The 18021-nt window shown below is 69.2% G+C and carries 24 protein-coding genes; 3 read left to right on the top strand and 21 right to left on the bottom strand.

Annotated features, from left to right (window positions below):
• Positions 1-4 precede the first annotated feature (4 nt).
• The 15 genes from rplE to AB0E96_RS08980 form a co-directional block, all read right to left on the bottom strand.
• Positions 5-574, bottom strand: coding sequence for a 50S ribosomal protein L5 (gene rplE / locus AB0E96_RS09050; RefSeq protein WP_359820418.1), 570 nt, complete (start codon positions 572-574; stop codon positions 5-7).
• On the bottom strand, positions 574-885 hold the full coding sequence (rplX, locus tag AB0E96_RS09045) for a 50S ribosomal protein L24 (RefSeq protein ID WP_030232484.1): 312 nt from the start codon (positions 883-885) through the stop codon (positions 574-576). Before rplX ends, rplE begins: the two co-directional genes overlap by 1 nt.
• Before the next feature lie 15 nt (positions 886-900).
• Complete coding sequence (gene rplN / locus AB0E96_RS09040) at positions 901-1272, bottom strand: 50S ribosomal protein L14 (protein ID WP_030300391.1); 372 nt, start codon at positions 1270-1272, stop codon at positions 901-903.
• A gap of 102 nt (positions 1273-1374) precedes the next feature.
• A complete protein-coding gene (rpsQ, locus tag AB0E96_RS09035) occupies positions 1375-1647 on the bottom strand; it encodes a 30S ribosomal protein S17 (protein WP_030055826.1) in 273 nt (90 codons plus the stop codon).
• Positions 1647-1871, bottom strand: a complete 225-nt coding sequence (gene rpmC / locus AB0E96_RS09030; protein ID WP_030232478.1) for a 50S ribosomal protein L29 — start codon at positions 1869-1871, stop codon at positions 1647-1649. Before rpmC ends, rpsQ begins: the two co-directional genes overlap by 1 nt.
• Positions 1871-2290 (bottom strand): 50S ribosomal protein L16, encoded by a 420-nt coding sequence (gene rplP / locus AB0E96_RS09025; protein WP_030300385.1) that lies wholly within the window; start codon positions 2288-2290, stop codon positions 1871-1873. Before rplP ends, rpmC begins: the two co-directional genes overlap by 1 nt.
• Before the next feature lie 5 nt (positions 2291-2295).
• Positions 2296-3120 carry a 30S ribosomal protein S3 gene (gene rpsC / locus AB0E96_RS09020; RefSeq protein ID WP_359820416.1) on the bottom strand — a complete coding sequence of 275 codons (825 nt, stop codon included), beginning with the start codon at positions 3118-3120 and terminating at the stop codon, positions 2296-2298.
• The gene (gene rplV / locus AB0E96_RS09015) at positions 3120-3467 is read right to left on the bottom strand and encodes a 50S ribosomal protein L22 (RefSeq protein WP_030280773.1); all 348 of its coding nucleotides are present in this window, start codon (positions 3465-3467) and stop codon (positions 3120-3122) included. Before rplV ends, rpsC begins: the two co-directional genes overlap by 1 nt.
• 82 nt (positions 3468-3549) lie before the next feature.
• On the bottom strand, positions 3550-3831 hold the full coding sequence (gene rpsS, locus AB0E96_RS09010; RefSeq protein WP_035848164.1) for a 30S ribosomal protein S19: 282 nt from the start codon (positions 3829-3831) through the stop codon (positions 3550-3552).
• A gap of 11 nt (positions 3832-3842) precedes the next feature.
• A complete protein-coding gene (rplB, locus tag AB0E96_RS09005; RefSeq protein WP_030232466.1) occupies positions 3843-4679 on the bottom strand; it encodes a 50S ribosomal protein L2 in 837 nt (278 codons plus the stop codon).
• 46 nt (positions 4680-4725) lie between these two features.
• Positions 4726-5043: a 50S ribosomal protein L23 gene (gene rplW / locus AB0E96_RS09000; protein WP_030280768.1), complete on the bottom strand. Its 318-nt coding sequence runs from the start codon at positions 5041-5043 to the stop codon at positions 4726-4728.
• Entirely contained in the window at positions 5043-5720 is a 678-nt protein-coding gene (gene rplD, locus AB0E96_RS08995; protein WP_207810336.1) for a 50S ribosomal protein L4, read from the bottom strand. The genes rplW and rplD overlap by 1 nt, the downstream gene beginning before the upstream one ends.
• 5 nt (positions 5721-5725) lie before the next feature.
• Positions 5726-6373 (bottom strand): 50S ribosomal protein L3, encoded by a 648-nt coding sequence (rplC, locus tag AB0E96_RS08990; RefSeq protein ID WP_031063055.1) that lies wholly within the window; start codon positions 6371-6373, stop codon positions 5726-5728.
• Between the two features lie 14 nt (positions 6374-6387).
• Positions 6388-6696, bottom strand: a complete 309-nt coding sequence (gene rpsJ / locus AB0E96_RS08985; protein ID WP_012785157.1) for a 30S ribosomal protein S10 — start codon at positions 6694-6696, stop codon at positions 6388-6390.
• A 391-nt stretch (positions 6697-7087) separates the two neighbouring features.
• Entirely contained in the window at positions 7088-8899 is a 1812-nt protein-coding gene (locus AB0E96_RS08980) for a hypothetical protein (protein WP_359820412.1), read from the bottom strand.
• A gap of 288 nt (positions 8900-9187) precedes the next feature.
• On the opposite strand from AB0E96_RS08980, the gene AB0E96_RS08975 reads away from it, so the two are divergent.
• Positions 9188-10954 (top strand): hypothetical protein, encoded by a 1767-nt coding sequence (locus AB0E96_RS08975; protein ID WP_359820410.1) that lies wholly within the window; start codon positions 9188-9190, stop codon positions 10952-10954.
• A gap of 93 nt (positions 10955-11047) precedes the next feature.
• Here AB0E96_RS08975 and AB0E96_RS08970 read toward each other — a convergent pair whose 3' ends face one another.
• The 6 genes from AB0E96_RS08970 to rfbB form a co-directional block, all read right to left on the bottom strand.
• Positions 11048-11953 carry a glycosyltransferase gene (locus AB0E96_RS08970; protein ID WP_359820407.1) on the bottom strand — a complete coding sequence of 302 codons (906 nt, stop codon included), beginning with the start codon at positions 11951-11953 and terminating at the stop codon, positions 11048-11050.
• A 4-nt stretch (positions 11954-11957) separates the two neighbouring features.
• Complete coding sequence (locus AB0E96_RS08965; protein WP_359820404.1) at positions 11958-12356, bottom strand: DUF2304 domain-containing protein; 399 nt, start codon at positions 12354-12356, stop codon at positions 11958-11960.
• A complete protein-coding gene (locus AB0E96_RS08960; RefSeq protein WP_359820402.1) occupies positions 12353-13042 on the bottom strand; it encodes a glycosyltransferase family 2 protein in 690 nt (229 codons plus the stop codon). Before AB0E96_RS08960 ends, AB0E96_RS08965 begins: the two co-directional genes overlap by 4 nt.
• 68 nt (positions 13043-13110) lie before the next feature.
• Positions 13111-14448, bottom strand: a complete 1338-nt coding sequence (locus tag AB0E96_RS08955; RefSeq protein WP_359820399.1) for a hypothetical protein — start codon at positions 14446-14448, stop codon at positions 13111-13113.
• The gene (rfbD, locus tag AB0E96_RS08950; RefSeq protein WP_359820396.1) at positions 14445-15380 is read right to left on the bottom strand and encodes a dTDP-4-dehydrorhamnose reductase; all 936 of its coding nucleotides are present in this window, start codon (positions 15378-15380) and stop codon (positions 14445-14447) included. Before rfbD ends, AB0E96_RS08955 begins: the two co-directional genes overlap by 4 nt.
• A complete protein-coding gene (gene rfbB, locus AB0E96_RS08945; protein WP_359820394.1) occupies positions 15377-16354 on the bottom strand; it encodes a dTDP-glucose 4,6-dehydratase in 978 nt (325 codons plus the stop codon). The genes rfbD and rfbB overlap by 4 nt, the downstream gene beginning before the upstream one ends.
• Positions 16355-16435: 81 nt before the next feature.
• Between rfbB and rfbA the strand changes: the two genes are divergently transcribed.
• Complete coding sequence (rfbA, locus tag AB0E96_RS08940; protein ID WP_359820391.1) at positions 16436-17311, top strand: glucose-1-phosphate thymidylyltransferase RfbA; 876 nt, start codon at positions 16436-16438, stop codon at positions 17309-17311.
• Positions 17308-17907, top strand: coding sequence for a dTDP-4-dehydrorhamnose 3,5-epimerase (gene rfbC / locus AB0E96_RS08935; protein WP_359820388.1), 600 nt, complete (start codon positions 17308-17310; stop codon positions 17905-17907). Before rfbA ends, rfbC begins: the two co-directional genes overlap by 4 nt.
• The last annotated feature ends 114 nt before the right edge of the window (positions 17908-18021 follow it).

Genomic DNA, 18021 nt, shown 5'->3' with positions numbered 1-18021 from the left:
TGGCTCACGCCTCCTTGAACGGGAAGCCCAGAGCGCGCAGGAGCGCCCGGCCCTCGTCGTCGGTCTGAGCGGTGGTCACGACGGTGATGTCCATACCGCGCTGACGGTCGACCTTGTCCTGGTCGATCTCGTGGAACATAACCTGCTCGGTCAGACCGAAGGTGTAGTTGCCACGGCCGTCGAACTGCTTCGGGGAGAGGCCACGGAAGTCACGGATACGCGGCAGGGCCAGCGACACCAGACGGTCCAGGAACTCCCACATGCGGTCACCGCGGAGGGTGACGTGGGTGCCGATCGGCTGGCCCTCGCGCAGCTTGAACTGCGCGATGGACTTGCGAGCCTTGGTCACGGCCGGCTTCTGACCGGTGATCGCGGTCAGGTCGCGGATCGCGCCCTCGATCAGCTTGCTGTCACGGGCAGCCTCGCCGACACCCATGTTGACGACGACCTTGACCAGGCCGGGCGTCAGCATGACGTTCTCGTACTTGAACTGCTCCTGCAGCTGACCCTTGATCTCGGAGTTGTAACGCTCCTTGAGGCGGGGGGTCACCTTCTCAACAGACGTCTCAGACATCAGATGTCCTCACCGGTTCGCTTGGCAACACGGATCTTGTTGCCCTCGTCGTCGAAGCGGTAGCCAACGCGGGTGACGACCTTCTTGCCGTCCTTCTCCACGACCAGCTGGACGTTGGAGACGTGCACCGGGGCCTCGACGGTGACAATGCCACCCTGAGTGCCCGGGCCCGGCTTGGTGTGCTTCTTGACCCGGTTCACACCCTCGACCAGGACCTTGTTCTCAGCCGGCATGGCCTGGATGACCTTGCCCTGCTTGCCCTTGTCCTTGCCGGTGATGACCTGAACCAGGTCACCCTTCTTGATCTTCATGCTGTTCGCCATGAGTTAGAGCACCTCCGGCGCAAGCGAGATGATCTTCATGAACTTCTTGTCACGCAGCTCGCGGCCCACCGGGCCGAAGATGCGGGTGCCACGGGGGTCACCATCGGTGTTCTTCAGAACGACCGCGGCGTTCTCGTCGAAACGGATGTACGAGCCATCCGGACGACGACGCTCCTTGACGGTGCGGACGACGACGCACTTGACGACGTCACCCTTCTTCACCGAACCACCGGGGATCGCGTCCTTGACGGTGGCGACGATGACGTCCCCGATACCGGCGTAGCGGCGACCGGAGCCACCGAGAACACGGATGCAAAGGATCTCCTTGGCACCAGTGTTGTCGGCGACGCGCAGTCGCGACTCCTGCTGGATCACAGCTTTCTCCTGATCGTCAACGAGAGTCGACGGGCCGGCCGCTGCTCACATCGGCGCCCCTGCGGGGCCCGCTGCACATACGGCCGTACCTCATCGGCTTCGTTACTTGGCCTTCTCGAGGATCTCGACGACGCGCCAGCGCTTCGTCGCGGACAGCGGGCGGGTCTCCGCGAGGAGGACCCGGTCGCCGATGCCGCAGGCGTTGGCCTCGTCGTGCGCCTTCAGCTTGTTCGTACGGCGGATGACCTTGCCGTACAGAGCGTGCTTGACGCGGTCCTCGACGGCGACGACGACGGTCTTGTCCATCTTGTCGCTGACGACGAGACCCTCACGGGTCTTGCGGAAACCGCGCGTCTCGTTGGTGTTCTCAGTCATCAGGCGTTCTCCACCGTCTCGATGCCCAGCTCGCGCTCGCGCATCAGGGTGTAGATCCGCGCGATGTCCTTACGGACGAGCTTGAGCCGTCCGTGGTTGTCGAGCTGCCCGGTCGCCGCCTGGAAGCGGAGGTTGAACAGCTCCTCCTTGGCCTCGCGCAGCTTGGCAACGAGACCCTCGTTGTCCAGCGAACGAAGCTCAGCAGCCTTGGTAGCGGCCGACATCAGCTCTCACCGTCCTCGCGCCGGACGATCCGGCACTTCATCGGCAGCTTGTGCGCGGCACGGGTGAGCGCCTCGCGAGCAACCTTCTCGTTCGGGTACGACAGCTCGAACATGACCCGACCCGGGTGCACGTTCGCGATCCACCACTCCGGCGAACCCTTACCGGAACCCATGCGGGTCTCGGCCGGCTTCTTGGTGAGCGGACGGTCCGGGTAGATGTTGATCCAGACCTTGCCGCCACGGCGGATGTGACGGGTGATCGCGATACGAGCGGACTCGATCTGACGGTTCGTCACGTAGGCCGGGGTCACGGCCTGGATGCCGAACTGGCCGAACGCCAGCTCGGTGCCACCCTTGGAGGCGCCACGGCGCTTCGGGTGGTGCTGCTTGCGGTGCTTGACCCGACGGGGGATCAGCATTGGGGTCAGGCCTCCGTTCCGGTGTTCTCGGCAGCCGGAGCCTCGGCAGCCGCGGCCGCGGGGGCCTCGGCAGCGGCGGGACGACGGCCACGGCCACCGCGCTCGCCACCACGGCGGTCGCCACCGCGGGCGGGACGACCACCCTCGGGACGGGCCGGGCGGTTGCCCGAGCGGGCAGCGGCGTTCTCAGCGCGGACCTCGGCGATGTTCTTGACGTCGCCCTTGTAGATCCAGACCTTCACGCCGATGCGGCCGAAGGTGGTCTTGGCCTCGAAGAAGCCGTAGTCGACGTTCGCGCGCAGGGTGTGCAGCGGCACACGGCCCTCGCGGTAGAACTCCGAACGGCTCATCTCGGCGCCGCCGAGACGACCGGAGCACTGGACCTTGATGCCCTTGGCGCCGGACTTCATGGTGCCCTGCATCGACTTGCGCATGGCACGGCGGAAGGAGACGCGCGAGGACAGCTGCTCCGCGACGCCCTGAGCCACGAGCTGGGCGTCCAGCTCGGGGTTCTTGACCTCGAGGATGTTCAGCTGGACCTGCTTGCCGGTCAGCTTCTCGAGGTCGCCGCGGATGCGGTCGGCCTCGGTGCCACGGCGACCGATGACGATGCCGGGGCGAGCGGTGTGGATGTCGACGCGGACGCGGTCGCGGGTGCGCTCGATCTCGACCTTGGAGATGCCGGCGCGCTCCATGCCCTTCGTCATCATGCGACGAATGGCGACGTCTTCCTTGACGTAGTCCTTGTACAGCTTGTCGGCGTACCAGCGGGACTTGAAGTCCGTGCTGATGCCGAGGCGGAACCCGTGCGGGTTAACCTTCTGGCCCATTACCGGGTCCCTTCCTTGCTGCTGACGACCACGGTGATGTGGCTGGTCCGCTTGCGGATCCGGTAGGCGCGGCCCTGGGCACGCGGACGGAACCGCTTCAGGGTCGGGCCCTCGTCAACGTACGCCTCGGAGATGTAGAGGTCGTCCACGTTGGAGTGGTTGTAGTTGTGCGCGGCGTTGGCGATGGCGCTGTCGAGCACCTTGCCGACCGGCACGGTGGCGGCCTGCGGAGCGAAACGCAGGACGGCCTGGGCCTCCGTGGCATTCATGCCACGGATGAGGTCCACCACGCGGCGGGCCTTCATGGGCGTCACGCGGATGTACCGCGCCTGTGCCCTGGCTTCCATGGTTGTCCCCTTAATGGAGTAAGTCATTGAGTCTTTTTGGCGCGCAAGCTCAGCCCGTGGCCGGGAGGCCACGTTGGGCTAGTTAGCGGCGCTTCGACTTCCGGTCATCCTTCACGTGGCCACGGAAGGTGCGGGTCGGAGCGAACTCGCCGAGCTTGTGGCCGACCATCGACTCGGTGACGAACACCGGGACGTGCTTACGGCCATCGTGAACCGCGATCGTGTGGCCGAGCATGCTCGGGGAGATCACGGAACGACGGGACCAGGTCTTGATGACGTTCTGAGTACCCGCCTCGTTCTGAGCGTCCACCTTCTTGATGAGGTGGCCGTCGATGAAGGGGCCCTTCTTGAGACTGCGCGGCATCTGACCTGCTCCTAGCGCTTCTTGTTGGTCTTGCGGCGGCGCACGATGAGCTTGTCCGACGCCTTGTTCGGGCGACGGGTACGGCCCTCGGGCTTACCCCACGGCGAGACCGGGTGGCGACCACCGGAGGTCTTACCCTCACCACCACCGTGCGGGTGGTCGATCGGGTTCATGGCCACACCACGCACGGTCGGGCGAACGCCCTTCCAGCGCATACGGCCGGCCTTGCCCCAGTTGATGTTCGACTGCTCGGCGTTGCCGACCTCGCCGACGGTGGCGCGGCAGCGCGCGTCGACCAGGCGGATCTCACCGGAGGGCATGCGCAGGTGCGCCATCTTGCCCTCACGCGCCAGCAGCTGGATGCCGGAGCCGGCCGAGCGGGCCAGCTTGGCACCGCCGCCGGGACGCAGCTCCACCGCGTGGATGGTGGTACCGACCGGGATGTTGCGCAGCGGCAGGTTGTTGCCCGGCTTGATGTCGGCGCCAGCGCCGTTCTCGATCCGGTCACCCTGCGCGATGCCGCGCGGCGCGATGATGTAGCGCTTCTCGCCGTCCGCGTAGTGCAGGAGCGCGATGCGCGCGGTGCGGTTCGGGTCGTACTCGATGTGAGCGACCTTGGCCGGCACGCCGTCCTTGTCGTGACGACGGAAGTCGATCACGCGGTAGGCGCGCTTGTGACCGCCACCCTGGTGGCGAGCGGTGACACGACCGGCGTTGTTACGGCCGCCCTTGCTGTGCAGCGGGCGAACCAGCGACTTCTCCGGAGTGGACCGCGTGATTTCTACGAAGTCGGCCACGCTGGAGCCACGACGGCCCGGCGTAGTCGGCTTGTACTTGCGGATGCCCATTTGGCTCTCTCGTCCTCGTCCTAATCGACGATCACGATCCCCTGATTCAGGAGACCGGACCACCGAAGATGTCGATGCGGTTGCCCTCGGCCAGCGTCACGATGGCGCGCTTGGTGTCCTTGCGCTTGCCAAAGCCCGTCTTGGAGCGCTTGCGCTTGCCCTGACGGTTGATCGTGTTGACAGCCTCGACCTTGACCGAGAAGACCGCCTCGACGGCCTGCTTGATCTGGGTCTTGTTGGCGCCCGGCGACACGATGAACGTGTACTTGTTCTCGTCGAGAAGGCTGTAGCTCTTCTCGGAGATGACCGGCTTCACCAGGACGTCACGGGGGTCCGTGAACGTCTTGCTCGTAACGTCGCTCATCAGGCGGCGCTCCCTTCGAGCTCGCCCTCAGCGGCAACGGCCTTGGCGGACGCGGCCGGACCGGCCACGAAACGCTCGAAGGCGGCCTGGGTGAAGACCACATCGTCGGAGACGAGCACGTCGTAGGTGTTCAGCTGACCGGCGTCCAGGATGTGCACGTTCGGCAGGTTGCGAGCGGACTTCAGGCCCAGCTCGTCCGCGCGCTCGACGACCAGGAGGACGTTCTTGCGCTCGGTGATCTTGCCGAACAGGCTCTTGGCGGCCTTGGTCGACGGCGCCTCGGTCGCGGTCACGCCGGTGACGACGTGAATGCGGTTGTGGCGGGCCCGGTCGGTGAGCGCACCGCGCAGGGCGGCGGCGATCATCTTCTTCGGGGTCCGCTGCGAGTAGTCGCGCGGCACGGGACCGTGCACGACGCCACCGCCGGCGAACTGCGGCGCACGGGTCGAGCCCTGACGGGCGCGGCCGGTGCCCTTCTGGCGGTACGGCTTCTTGCCGCCACCGCGGACCTCGCCACGAGTCTTGGTCTTGTGGGTGCCCTGACGGGCCGCAGCGAGCTGCGCCACGACGACCTGGTGCATCAGCGGAACGCTGACCTTCGCGTCGAAGATCTCGGCCGGCAGCTCGATGCTGCCGGTCTTGTCGCCAGCCGGCGACAGGATGTCAATGGTGCTCATATCCTTCACAGCCCCTTCGCCGCGGTGCGGACGAGGACGAGGCCGCCGTTCGGGCCCGGGACGGCGCCCTTGATGAGCAGCAGACCCTTCTCCGCGTCGACCGCGTGCACGGTCAGGTTCTGGGTGGTCACACGCTCGTGGCCCATCCGACCGGCCATGCGCAGGCCCTTGAACACACGGCCCGGGGTGGCGCAGCCACCGATGGAACCGGGCGAGCGGTGCTTGCGCTGGGTGCCGTGACCGGCGCCGAGGCCCTTGAAGTTGTGACGCTTCATGACACCGGCGAAGCCCTTGCCCTTGGAGGTGCCGGTCACGTCGACCTTGACACCCGCCTCGAACAGCTCGGCGGTGATCTCCTGGCCCAGGGTGTACTCGGAGGCGTCCGAGGTACGGAGCTCGACCAGGTGGCGGCGCGGGGTGACACCGGCCTTGGCGAAGTGGCCCGCGAGGGGCTTGTTCACCTTGCGGGGGTCGATCTCGCCGAAGCCGATCTGGACGGCGTCGTAGCCGGCCGGGCTGTCGGCGGTGTGGACCTGGGTCACGACATTCGGCCCAGCCTTGACGACGGTCACCGGGACGACCCGGTTGTTCTCGTCCCAGACCTGGGTCATGCCGAGCTTCTCGCCCAGGATGCCCTTAATCTGCTTAGCCATCTTCGGTGCGCCTCTCAGAGCTTGATCTCGATGTCGACGCCAGCCGGCAGGTCGAGACGCATCAGCGAGTCAACCGTCTTCGGCGTGGGGTCGAGGATGTCGATCAGACGCTTGTGAGTACGCATCTCGAAGTGCTCGCGCGAGTCCTTGTACTTGTGCGGCGAGCGGATGACGCAGTACACGTTCTTCTCAGTGGGCAGCGGCACCGGGCCCGCGACCTGCGCACCAGTACGGATCACCGTCTCGACGATCTTCTTCGCCGAGGAGTCGATGACCTCGTGGTCGTAGGCCTTGAGCCGGATGCGGATCTTCTGTCCCGCCATGGCTACTCAGTAGTCCTTTGTCCTTAGTCACTGCACGACCCACATCCGACCCCCGCGCTCGGGCGTGTCGCACTCGCGCTTGCAAAAAACCGGCGAATAACTCGTCGGTTTCAAACTTTCGGGGTGGGGGGAGCCGGGTCGAGGCCCCGCACACGCTTCCCGGAAGATTCCCGTACTTTCGCCCCGCAGCTGCCGTGGCGTAGAACTCACGCTTGACGGCCATCACGGGAACGACGAGTACATGGGACTCGCTTCCGGTCCTCCCGGCGGGAGGCGCGCAGCATCGGCACTCAACCGAGCAACTTGGACATACTGCCACATGGAGCAGCCCGGATGCCAATCGGGGCCGGTGAGGCGCTCCTCACCGGCCCCGAGGGGGTGACGACCCCGGTCAGTCCCTGCGCCAGAGCACCCAGCCCCGGTCCTTGTTGTACGTCGCGACGTGCCAGCCCGGCTGCGGGTTCGGCCAGCTGTCCGCCGGCGCGACGTCCTTGCCGAGGGACACCAGGAACGCCGTGGCCTTCTCCGGCGGGGTGTTGCCGCCCTTCACGTTGTCCGACCAGACCCGGCCCCAGTACACCTCGTAGGCCATCGCCATCCGGGTGTCCCAGTCGAGGTCCCAGTCCAGCACCACGTTGTCGCCCTTGCGCAGGCCCGCCTCCTTGGCCACGCCCACCGCCTGGTACTTGCGGAACTTGGCGTGCGGCTCGGAGACGTTGTCGGTGATGACGACCGTCGCGTAGGCGGCGAACAGAGCGAGGCAGCCCACCACCGCGGCGACCACCCGCCGCCCCCCGGCCACCCGCAGCAGCAGGCAGGCTGCCAGCACCGCCAGCGCGCCGAAGCTCGTCCGGATCATGTGCAGGCCGTCCCAGGTGGAGGCCAGGAACATCGCGTCCGGCACCGTCCACGGGCTGATCCACAGCTTGAGCGCGGCACCCGCGTACGCGCCGACCGACAGCTGGATGACCCCGATCGCCACCGTGCCGACCAGCGCCATCCACAGCAGCGCCCGGACCCCGGCCCGGAACAGCGCGGCCAGGCCGACCACCAGGAACAGCGGCACCAGCACCGCGCAGTAGCGGGCGTACACCCAGTTGTCGATCCGGTCGTTGTCCGCCAGGCCGGCCGCGGAGGCCAGCGCGGTGCCGAACAGCATGGCCACCATGGTGAAGGCCACCACCCGCTCGGCCACCGTGTACCGGCGCCGGAACACCACCACCGCGCACAGCACCAGGGCGATCGCCCCGAAGCCGTACGTGGAGGTCATGAAGTACCACAGCTGCCCGAAGGTGCGGGCGATGATCGTGCCGATGTACTTGCTGTCCTCGAGGTTCTCGAAGACCTTGTTGCCGACGGTGCTCGGCGGCACGTCCTTGAACTGGTTCTCGACGAAGGCCGCCAGCAGCTTCGAGCCCAGGTACGACACCCCGAGCCCGCCGGCGCCGGCCAGCGTGGCGAGCCGCGGCGCCCAGCCGGTCGCCAGCACCACGACCAGGACCAGCGCGGTCAGCGCCACGACCACGCCGCCGCGGTCGTGGGTGGCCATGGTGTAGCCGGCCGCCAGGCCCATCCCCGCCGCGTACAGCGCGCGGCGGCGCGTCGTGCCGGGCGAGAGCCAGGCGTGCATCGCGATCAGCCAGGCCAGCAGGAGCACCGGCAGCACGGTGTCCGACATGACGAACTGGGAGTAGAAGACCACCGGCGGCACCAGCGCCACCGCGGTGCCGACCAGGTACGCGTGCGGCCGGGACAGGCCCACCCGGCGCGCCGCCGCCACCGCGAGCGGGAACACCAGCGCGTTGAGCAGCGCGTTGATGCCCATGATCAGGTGGTACGCGGTGGCCGGGTTGTCGGCGATCCGCAGCGCCGGCGAGATCAGCAGCGGGTACCCGCCGGGGATCACCACCCCGACCGGCATCTCGGTGGTCGGCCGGCCGGCCAGCACCCGCGCGATCACCAGGTACGAGTCCTCGTCGGCGTGCACCGACGGGAAGTAGTTGTGGATCGACAGCGCCAGGCGGAAGAGCACCTGTGCGCCGTACCCGAGCAGCAGGACCGCCGGCCAGAACCAGCGGTGGGCGGCGAGCACCCGCAACCGGGCCGGCACGGCCGGGGTCCGGGTGTCGGGCGCGTCGGTGCCGCCGTCCTCACCCCGGCCCGGCCCGTCGGACGTGTGGGCAGAGTCGATCAGCGGCTGCACCGAGACACTTCCCTACTTGTGTGAGTTGACGATCTCGTCATGGCCGGCTCCGGACGGCGCGCCACGGTTCCTGCCACCACTCGTCGAAGCGCATCGGCAGTGTGCCACGCAGCCGTCGGCCGGAGCCAACGCGCACCACCCCCCTGGACGACAACGCCCTGTTCGGGAACGGCGGTTCAGCCCGTGCTCCACCGCCGAGCGCGGTGCTGGCAGAATCGCGGTGTCCGGCCACCGAAACCACACACCGCCTCCGCACCGAACCGCTGCGGGAAGCAGAAGGACCGAACAGTGACGACCAGCGTCCAGCCCGCCCCCTCGCCGGGCAGGCATCAGGGCATACCGCCCAGTCAGGGGAGACGGGCAGCCGCCCTCCGCCTCCCCGCCGTCCTCTGGACCGCGGAGATCCTGACCGCGGCCGCGGCAGCGCTGTTCATGACCGGGCTGGCGTGGACCGTCCACCTGAACCCGATGTCGAGGATCGGCCAGGTCAGCGGTCTCGCCGCGCTCCAGCTCCGGCTCCTGCTGGTGCTCGGCGTCGTCGTCCTCGTCCTGGTGCCGGCCATGCGGCGCTGGGCGGAGCTCCCGGTGCGGTTCGCCGCCGCCGCGGTCGCCGGCCTGTCCTCCGGCGTCCTGGCCGCCGGCGTCTCGCTGGCGCTGCGCGACACCAACTGGCCGCTGTACGCCCAGCAGGGCGACTCCGGCAGCCTGCAGGCCTGGGTCGGCGCCCTGTTGGACGGCAAGTCCCTCGACGGCGCCTACCCGCCGCTGTTCCCGCACATCGTCGCCTTCATCACCGAGTACGTCACCCACGGGCAGGTCGGCTACGCGCTGAAGATCGCCGACCTGGTGTTCGTCGCGCTGCTCGGCCCGCTCGCCTACCTGTCCTGGCGCCTGCTGCTGCCCCCGCTCTGGGCGCTCGGCATCGGCGTCACCGCCGCGCTGCCGATGGCGCAGCCGTACAAGCCGTACACCACCTTCGTGCTCGTCGCCTTCCTCCCCCTGGTGGCGAAGCTGATGCAGCTCCTGCAGCGCGCGCCGGAGCTCTCGCGCCGCACCGCCGCCGTCCGGGGCGCCGTGCTCGGCCTGGGGATCGGGCTGCTGTTCCTCCTCTACTCCGGCTGGTTCGTGTGGTCCGCCGCCGGAGTGGTGGTGCTCACCGCGGTGCTGCTGCTGCGGGCCCGCCGGACCGGTGGGACGCCCGGCCTGCTCAACGCCCTCTCCGCGATCGGCGCCGCCGGCGCGGTCTTCCTGCTCGTCGCCGGTACCTACCTGGTCCGGCTGCTCGGTTCCGCCGGCAGCACCGTCGACCGCTACTGCTACTTCGACACCTACACCGAGCCGACCTACTTCGCGATGTGGCGCGACGACCTCCCCGGCACCGACGGCCAGAGCACCTGGCCGGTCCCCGGTGAGATCGGCGGGGTCGGCCTCTTCACGATCCTGCTGCTGGTCGGCCTGGGCGTGGCACTGGCCCTCGGAATCGGCCGGGCCACCGTGCTGACCGCCGCCGCCTGCACCGCGAGCGCCCTGCTGATGCGCTACTGGTACGCCTCCCACATGGAGCGCGACCAGGCCGTCATGCTCTACCCGCGCACCAGCGCGCAGCTGCTCTACTGCCTGCTCGTCCTCGTCGGCCTGGCGTGCTACCTGATCGTCCGCCGCCGTCAGAGCGCCCCCGCGGCGTCCTCCGCCGCCGGACCGGCCGAGGAGGCCGGCCGCCGGCTCCCGCTGCGGCTCAACCCGCGCGGCGTGGCCATCGGCGCCGTCTGCTCGCTGGGCCTGCTCTTCGGCATGGCCGGCTCCGCCACCGCCAGCAAGTACATGCCCGACCCGCACTGGGGCCCGGGCGCGCTGGCCTGGATAGCGCAGAGCACCGCCGACACCGAGGGGCACTGCTCGCGCTACGCGCCCAACGGGGAGTGCAAGCAGCCGAGGGACATCAGCGACCTGCTCGTGCCGGTGCCCGACACCGGGAAGCTGATGTGCCCGAAGGTCAACCCGTACCCGCCGCGGCAGCCCGACCCGATGGGCCCCAAGGACAACGGGCTCAACTGACCCGCCGCGGGGCGGCCCCCGCAACGGCACTGGGCCGGTACTCCGAGTTCGGAGTACCGGCCCAGTGCCGTACCTGTCAGGGCTCGCGAGCGGTCAGTGCCGCTCTCCCCCGGTCAGCGCGTGGCGGACCAGGACCTTGGCGCCGGCCCGCTGGCCGCGCTTCAGCGCGCCCGGCAGCATGGTCAGCGCGTGCAGACGGGAGGCGCTGCGGAACCGGGCCGCCCGGGCGGCCTTCGGCCAGCCGCGGGCGTCCATCCGCTCCGCCACCGCGTTGAAGTACCGTTCCGCCTCGGTGAACCGGGTGCCGGAGAAGGCCTGCACCGAGGACTCGCTGACGGCGTGCCGGCGGTACTGGAAGACGACGGTGGTGTTGTCCACCATCATCTGCTCCCCGCGCTCCAGCAGGTCGACGACCAGGGCCAGGTCCTGGATCACCGAGTACTCGTCCCGGAAGTTGACCGCGCGCAGCGCCTCGCCCCGCCAGCAGATCGACGGGAAGTAGAGCCAGTTGCCGCGCAGCACGCTCGCGGCCAGCTCCTCGCCGCCCATCAGCCGCCGGCCCTTGACGGTCGGCGCGTAGATCTTCTCCTTGACGTTGTCCGCCAGGCCGGAGCGGCTGACCTCGCCGCTGCCGTCGATGACCTCGACGCCCGGCTGGACCATGCCCAGGTCCGGGTTCGCCTTGAGGATGCCCCGGACGGTCTCCAGGTAGTGCGGGTGCAACAGGTCGTCGCAGCCCATGATGACCACGTGGTCGGCCGTGGACAGCTCCACGCACTTCTGGAAGTTCTTGGTGATGCCGAGGTTCTGCTCGTTGCGCAGGTAGCTCACCCGGTCGTCGCCGAGCTCGGCGAACCAGCCCGGGACGTCCGGCTCCTTGCCGTCGTCGATGACGGTCAGCCGGAAGTCCCGGTCGGTCTGCCCGAGGATGCTCCGGACCGCGGCCTGCATCAGTGCCACGTCGCCGTAGTACGGCAGCATGAACTCGAAGGTGGCCACGCGATCAGGCCTTGCTGCGGTCGACCGGAGCCGAGACCGGCAGGTCCAGGTCGAAGCGCTCCTCGTTCAGGCGGGCACCCTCGTTGATGGCCACGGTGCGCGCCAGGTCCGTGAGCTTCTTCTCCAGCGAGCGGAAGCGCAGGAAGGTGTTCAGGGTCAGGAAGCCCATCCCCAGCACCATCACGTACAGCACCAGGTCGGTGCCGCGGCCGACGCCGAGCTGGTGGGCCAGCCAGGTCACGTCGGTGGGACGCAGCACCGCGTAGATGTTCACGACCACGAAGACCGAGAACGCGATGCGCTTCCAGGCGCGGGTGTTGGCACGGTCCCAACGCCGGATGAACATGAAGGCGAGAGTGACCGAGCCGAGAATGAGAACCAGCTGGATCCAGAAGAATTTCATCGGCGGCTACGCTCCCGCAGCGAGATGTCGAAGATGATGTTGACGCCGTTGATCAGGGACTGACCCTTGGCGCGAGAGTAGTCGGTGTACAGGATGTCCACCGGGAGCTCGGCGACCCGGAGGTCCGAGCCGGCGAGGAAGCTGACGATCTCCGACGCGTGCGCCATGCCGTTCATGGTGATCCGCAGCCGGCCGGCGGCCTCGCGGTTCAGCACGCGCAGGCCGTTGTGGGCATCGGTCAGCTTGAGCTTGCGAGCGGTCGGGCTGACGGTCGCCGCGGTGCGCAGGACGACCCGCTTGATCCACGGCACCTGGCCGTTCTGCTCGATGAAGCGCGAACCGAGGACGACGTCCGTGTCGCCCTCCCGCAGCAGTGCGACCATCTTCTCGACGTCGCCGGTCTGGTGCTGGCCGTCGGCGTCGAAGGTGGCGAAGTACTTGGCGCCCGGCTGGGCCAGGGCGTAGGCGAGGCCGGTCTGGAGAGCGGCACCCTGACCGAGGTTGACCGGGTGGCGCACCAGGTGCGCGCCGGTCTCCATGATGTGCTTGGCCGAGTCGTCGCCGCTGCCGTCATCGACCACCACGATGTTCGGGAACGTCTTTCGCGCCCCCTCCACAACGTCGGCGATCACCTGGCCCTCGTTGTAGGCCGGGATCACCAGCCAAACATCGTCGTACTGGGACACGGAGGCTCCATGAATGGGGTCTGGCCCGCGCTGCTGCGCGGCGATCTGTAGGTGAGGGGCGGACACGGTCAGTCACCGGCCGTCCGGCTGCTCAACACCGCGGCGTTCGGGTCCCCCGACTGCTGGACGGGGCCGGCGGCGTTCGTCGCCGAACGGGCGAAACTCTGCCTCAGCACCGCCAGCATACCGAGGACGGTGGCCACCGAACCCGCCGTGTACGCGATGACCACACGGGTGGACACCTCGCCCGGCATGAAGGTGACCCCGGCGAGGACCACGGTGCCGACCGCCCAGCAGAGCAGCTGAAGGTTGTGCCGCTTGAATACCATCAGCGCCTGGCCGAGCACCATCGCGAACATGTACGCCACGGTTCCGGCGGACATCCAGAAGAAGTCGAGGCAGCCGAGCACCGGCTTGGCGCCGAACAGCACCTGGATCAGCCAGGGGCCGAGGGCGACCGCCGGGATCCCGCCGAGCACGCCGAGCGCACCGACGACGGCGCCGATCTTCTTGAGCATCCCGGTGAACGCGGCCCGGTCCCCGACCGCGATCGCGGCGGAGAGGCCGCTCAGCAGCGAGGCCTGCAGCGAGCCGAAGACGAACAGCGGCACCCGGGCCAGCACCAGCGCGTTCAGCAGCGCGGCGATCAGCGCGGAGTCGGTGGGCGCGAGCAGCTTGGTGCTCACCACGGCCGCGTTCACCACGACCTGCGAGAGCAGCGTCGAGCAGATCAACAGGCCGAGGCCGGAACAGAGTTCGGACCAGCCGACCTGCTCGCCGGGCTTCACCGCGCGCAGCAGCGGCGGCAGCGTGACGATCGTGGCGATGATCGGCGCGACGGCCAGGATCAGGCTGAACGCGAGCGCCGAGTGCACCCCGGCCACACCGCAGGCGAAGGCCAGGCCGATCCGCAGGCCGCCGTCCAGACCGAGCTGGGTGCCGTAGGCGCCGAAGCGGCCGAGGCCGGCCAGCACGCCGCGGGTGAGGTAGCAGACGGCCATGCCGGTGAAGGCCCCGCCGAGCGCCAGCACCAGCGAGCGGTCGCCGTGGAACATCGACCGGGCGATCGGGCCGGAGCCGGCGGCGAGGGCCGCCAGGACGACCCCGAGGATCCCCGCGGTGAGCAGGGTCGCCCGGCGCAGCACCGGCGCGGCGCCGTGGCCGAGCGCCGCGCGCGCCGCGACGATCCGGGTGAGCTCCTGCTCGATCGGGAAGAAGACGCCGATGCCGACGGACATCACGATCGTCCACAGCAGCGAGACGTTCGCCATGTCGTCGACGGACAGGCTGTGGCCCGCCACTCCGAGGTGGATGTAGGAGGCGGCGCCCAATACGACGGTGCCGCCGGCCACCGCCAGGGTTCCCGGCGGTAGCGCGGCAGCCACCTTCGTCAGTGCGTTCTTCACTGAGGTCTGTCGCTCTCCGTGGTCCGGGCCGTGGCGGCCAGTTCGGCGAAGACGGGGCGGGCCAGGGCCTCGGCCAGCATGGCGCGCCACTCGGGCAGAGGCGCCAGCCCGGCGGCGGCCCAGCGGTCGTGGGCCAGCACGCTGAAGGCCGGCCGGACGGCCGGGCGCACGAAGGCCTCCGACGTGGTCGGGCGGATCCGCTCCCGGTCCAGCCCGCTCAGCGCGTAGGTCTCACGGGCCAGTCCGCACCAGGTGGTCCGGCCGCTCGCGGTGCCGTGGTAGACCCCGGCCGGGGCCTGTCCGGCGAGCGCGGCGCGGCCGAGCTCAACCAGGCGGCCGGCCAGCGCGTACGACCAGGTCGGCTGGCCGTGCTGGTCGTCCACCACGTCCAGGGTGTCCCGCTGGGCGGCGAGCTTGAGCATGGTGGCCACGAAGTTCGGGCCGTGCTCGCCGTACAGCCAGGCGGTGCGCACGACGTAGCCGCGCTCGGGGAGCAGTTCGGCGACGGCCCGCTCCCCCACCAGCTTGCTGCGGCCGTACGCGTTCACCGGGGCCGTCGGGGCGTCCTCCGGGCAGGGCTCGGTGGCGTCGCCCGGCAGGACGTAGTCGGTGGAGACGTGCAGCAGCCGCGCGCCGGTCTTGGCGCAGGCCGCGGCGAGGTGGCGCACACCGGTGCCGTTGACGGCGGTGGCGGCCTCCTCCTCGCTCTCCGCGGCGTCGACGTTCGTCCAGGCGGCGCAGTTGACCACGATGTCGTGGCCCTCGACGGCGGCCAGGACGGCCGCCGCGTCGGTGATGTCGAGGTCCGCCCGGCGCAGCGCGGTGACCTCGGCGGACCCGTCGGCGCCCAGCACCGACAGCAGGTCCTGCCCGAGCATCCCGGCCGCGCCGGTGACCAGCCAGCGCACGGGCGCGGCGGCGTTCGCGGTCACTTGGCCAGGGCCGCCTTCTGCTTCAGCGGCTCCCACCAGGCGCGGTTCTCGCGGTACCACGCGATGGTCGCGGCGAGGCCGTCCTCGAAGCGGACCTGCGGCTCGTAGCCGAGCTCCTCACGGATCTTGCTGATGTCGATCGAGTAGCGGAGGTCGTGGCCCTTGCGGTCCTCGACGTGCTCGACCATGTCCCAGCCGGCGCCGGCGGCCTCCAGCAGCAGGCCGGTCAGCTCCTTGTTGGTCGCCTCGGTGCCGCCGCCGATGTTGTAGACCTCGCCCGCGCGGCCGTTGCGCATGACCAGCTCGATGCCCCGGCAGTGGTCCGAGACGTGCAGCCAGTCGCGGATGTTGCCACCGTCGCCGTACAGCGGCACCTTCTTGCCGTCGATCAGGTTGGTGGTGAACAGCGGGATGACCTTCTCCGGGAACTGGTAGTGCCCGTAGTTGTTGGAGCAGCGGGTCACCACGACGTCCATGCCGTGGGTGCGGTGGTAGGCCAGCGCCAGCAGGTCGGAGGAGGCCTTGGAGGCCGAGTACGGGGAGTTCGGCTCCAGCGGCCAGGTCTCGGTCCAGGAGCCCTCGTTGATCGAGCCGTACACCTCGTCGGTGGAGATGTGCACGAAGCGGCCGACGCCGTGCTTGCGGGCCGCGTCCAGCAGGACCTGGGTGCCGACGACGTTGGTCAGCACGAACGGGCCCGCGCCGGCGATCGAACGGTCCACGTGGGACTCGGCGGCGAAGTGCACCACCACGTCGTGGCCCGGCATGACCTGGTCGACCGCGTCCGTGTCGCAGATGTCGCCCTGGACGAAGGTGTAGCCCGGGTGGTCGGCCACCGGGGCCAGGTTCTCCAGGACACCCGAGTAGGTGAGCTTGTCAAAGACCGTGATCCGGGCGTTCTCGTCAGCCCCGAGGAGCTGACGGACGAACTCCGAACCGATGAACCCGGCGCCGCCGGTCACGAGGATGCGCATAATGCGCGTAGTCTACCGCCGCCCGAACGCCCTCCCGACCCGGCCCCTCCCGCGTTCACGGATCTCGAATAGGGTGCACCCATGCGTGGAATCCTCCTGGCCGGCGGCACCGGCTCGCGGCTGTGGCCCCTGACCCGTGCGGTGTCGAAGCAGCTCCTCCCGGTCTTCGACAAGCCGATGATCTACTACCCTCTCTCGACCCTGGTGATGGCCGGGATAAGCGAAATCCTGATCATCACCACCCCGAACGACCGGGACCAGTTCGAACGGCTGCTGGGCGACGGTTCCCAGTTCGGCCTGAAGCTCGAGTACGCCGTCCAGGAGAAGCCCGAGGGCATCGCCCAGGCCTTCGTGCTCGGCGCGGACTTCATCGGCGACGAGCCGGTGGCCCTGATCCTCGGCGACAACATCTTCCACGGCACCGGCCTGGGCACCGCGCTCACCGAGCACTCCGACATCAAGGGCGGCCGGGTCTTCGCCTACCCCGTGGCCGACCCGACCGCGTACGGCGTGGTCGAGTTCGACGAGACCGGCCAGGTCATCTCCATCGAGGAGAAGCCGGCCGAGCCCAAGTCCCGTTACGCCGTCCCCGGCCTGTACTTCTACGACAACCGGGTCGTCGAGATCGCCCGCACCCTGAAGCCGAGCGCCCGCGGCGAGCTGGAGATCACCGCCGTCAACGACGCGTACCTGCGCACCGGCGACCTGCACGTGACGATCCTCGACCGCGGCACCGCGTGGCTGGACACCGGCACGTTCGTGTCGATGGTCCAGGCCTCGGAGTTCGTCCGGGTCATCGAGGAGCGCCAGGGCTTCAAGATCGGCTGCATCGAGGAGGCCGTCTGGCGGGCCGGGCTGATCGACGACGCCCAGCTGCGCGAGCTCGCCGAGCCGCTGCTGAAGAGCGGCTACGGCCAGTACCTGGTGGCCCTGCTCGACGAGGCGGCCGCCAAGTGAAGTTCCGTGAGCTCTCCATCGAGGGCGCCTTCGAGATCACCCCTCAGGTCCACGGCGACGCCCGCGGCCACTTCACCGAGTGGTACCGCTTCGACCTCCTCGCCGAGGTCGTCGGCCACCCGCTGGACCTGGCCCAGGCCAACCTGTCGCTCTCCGCCAAGGACGTCGTCCGCGGCATCCACTTCGCCGACGTCCCGCCCGGTCAGGCCAAGTACGTGGCCTGCACCCGCGGCGCGGTGCTGGACGTCATCGTCGACCTGCGGGTCGGCTCGCCGAACTTCGGCAAGTGGGAGTTCGTCCGGCTGGACGACACCGAGCGCAAGGCCGTCTACATCCCGGAGGGCCTCGGCCACGGCTTCTGCGCCCTGACCGACGACGCCACGCTGACCTACCTCTGCTCGGCGACGTACAACCCGACCGGCGAGCACGGCGTGCACCCGCTGGACCCGGAGCTCGGCATCGAGTGGCCGACCGACGCCCCGCAGCTCTCGGCCCGCGACGCGGTGGCGCCCTCCCTCTCGGAGGCGCTGGCCACCGGCCTGCTGCCGGACTACGAGGCCTGCAAGGCCTACACGGAGTCGCTGAGGCAGCGGTAACGGCGGAAGCCGGCCCACAGCGGAGGGGGCGCCGACCTGGGCGGTGTCGAGCACCTCGGCCCAGATCTCGGCGATCAGGGTCTCGGTCCCGCCCTCGGGTTCGACGTGTCCGGC

This window comes from Kitasatospora sp. NPDC036755 (assembly GCF_040636595.1).
In the GTDB taxonomy this organism is placed as follows: domain Bacteria; phylum Actinomycetota; class Actinomycetes; order Streptomycetales; family Streptomycetaceae; genus Kitasatospora.
This window is presented reverse-complemented; position numbering and strand designations above follow the sequence as displayed.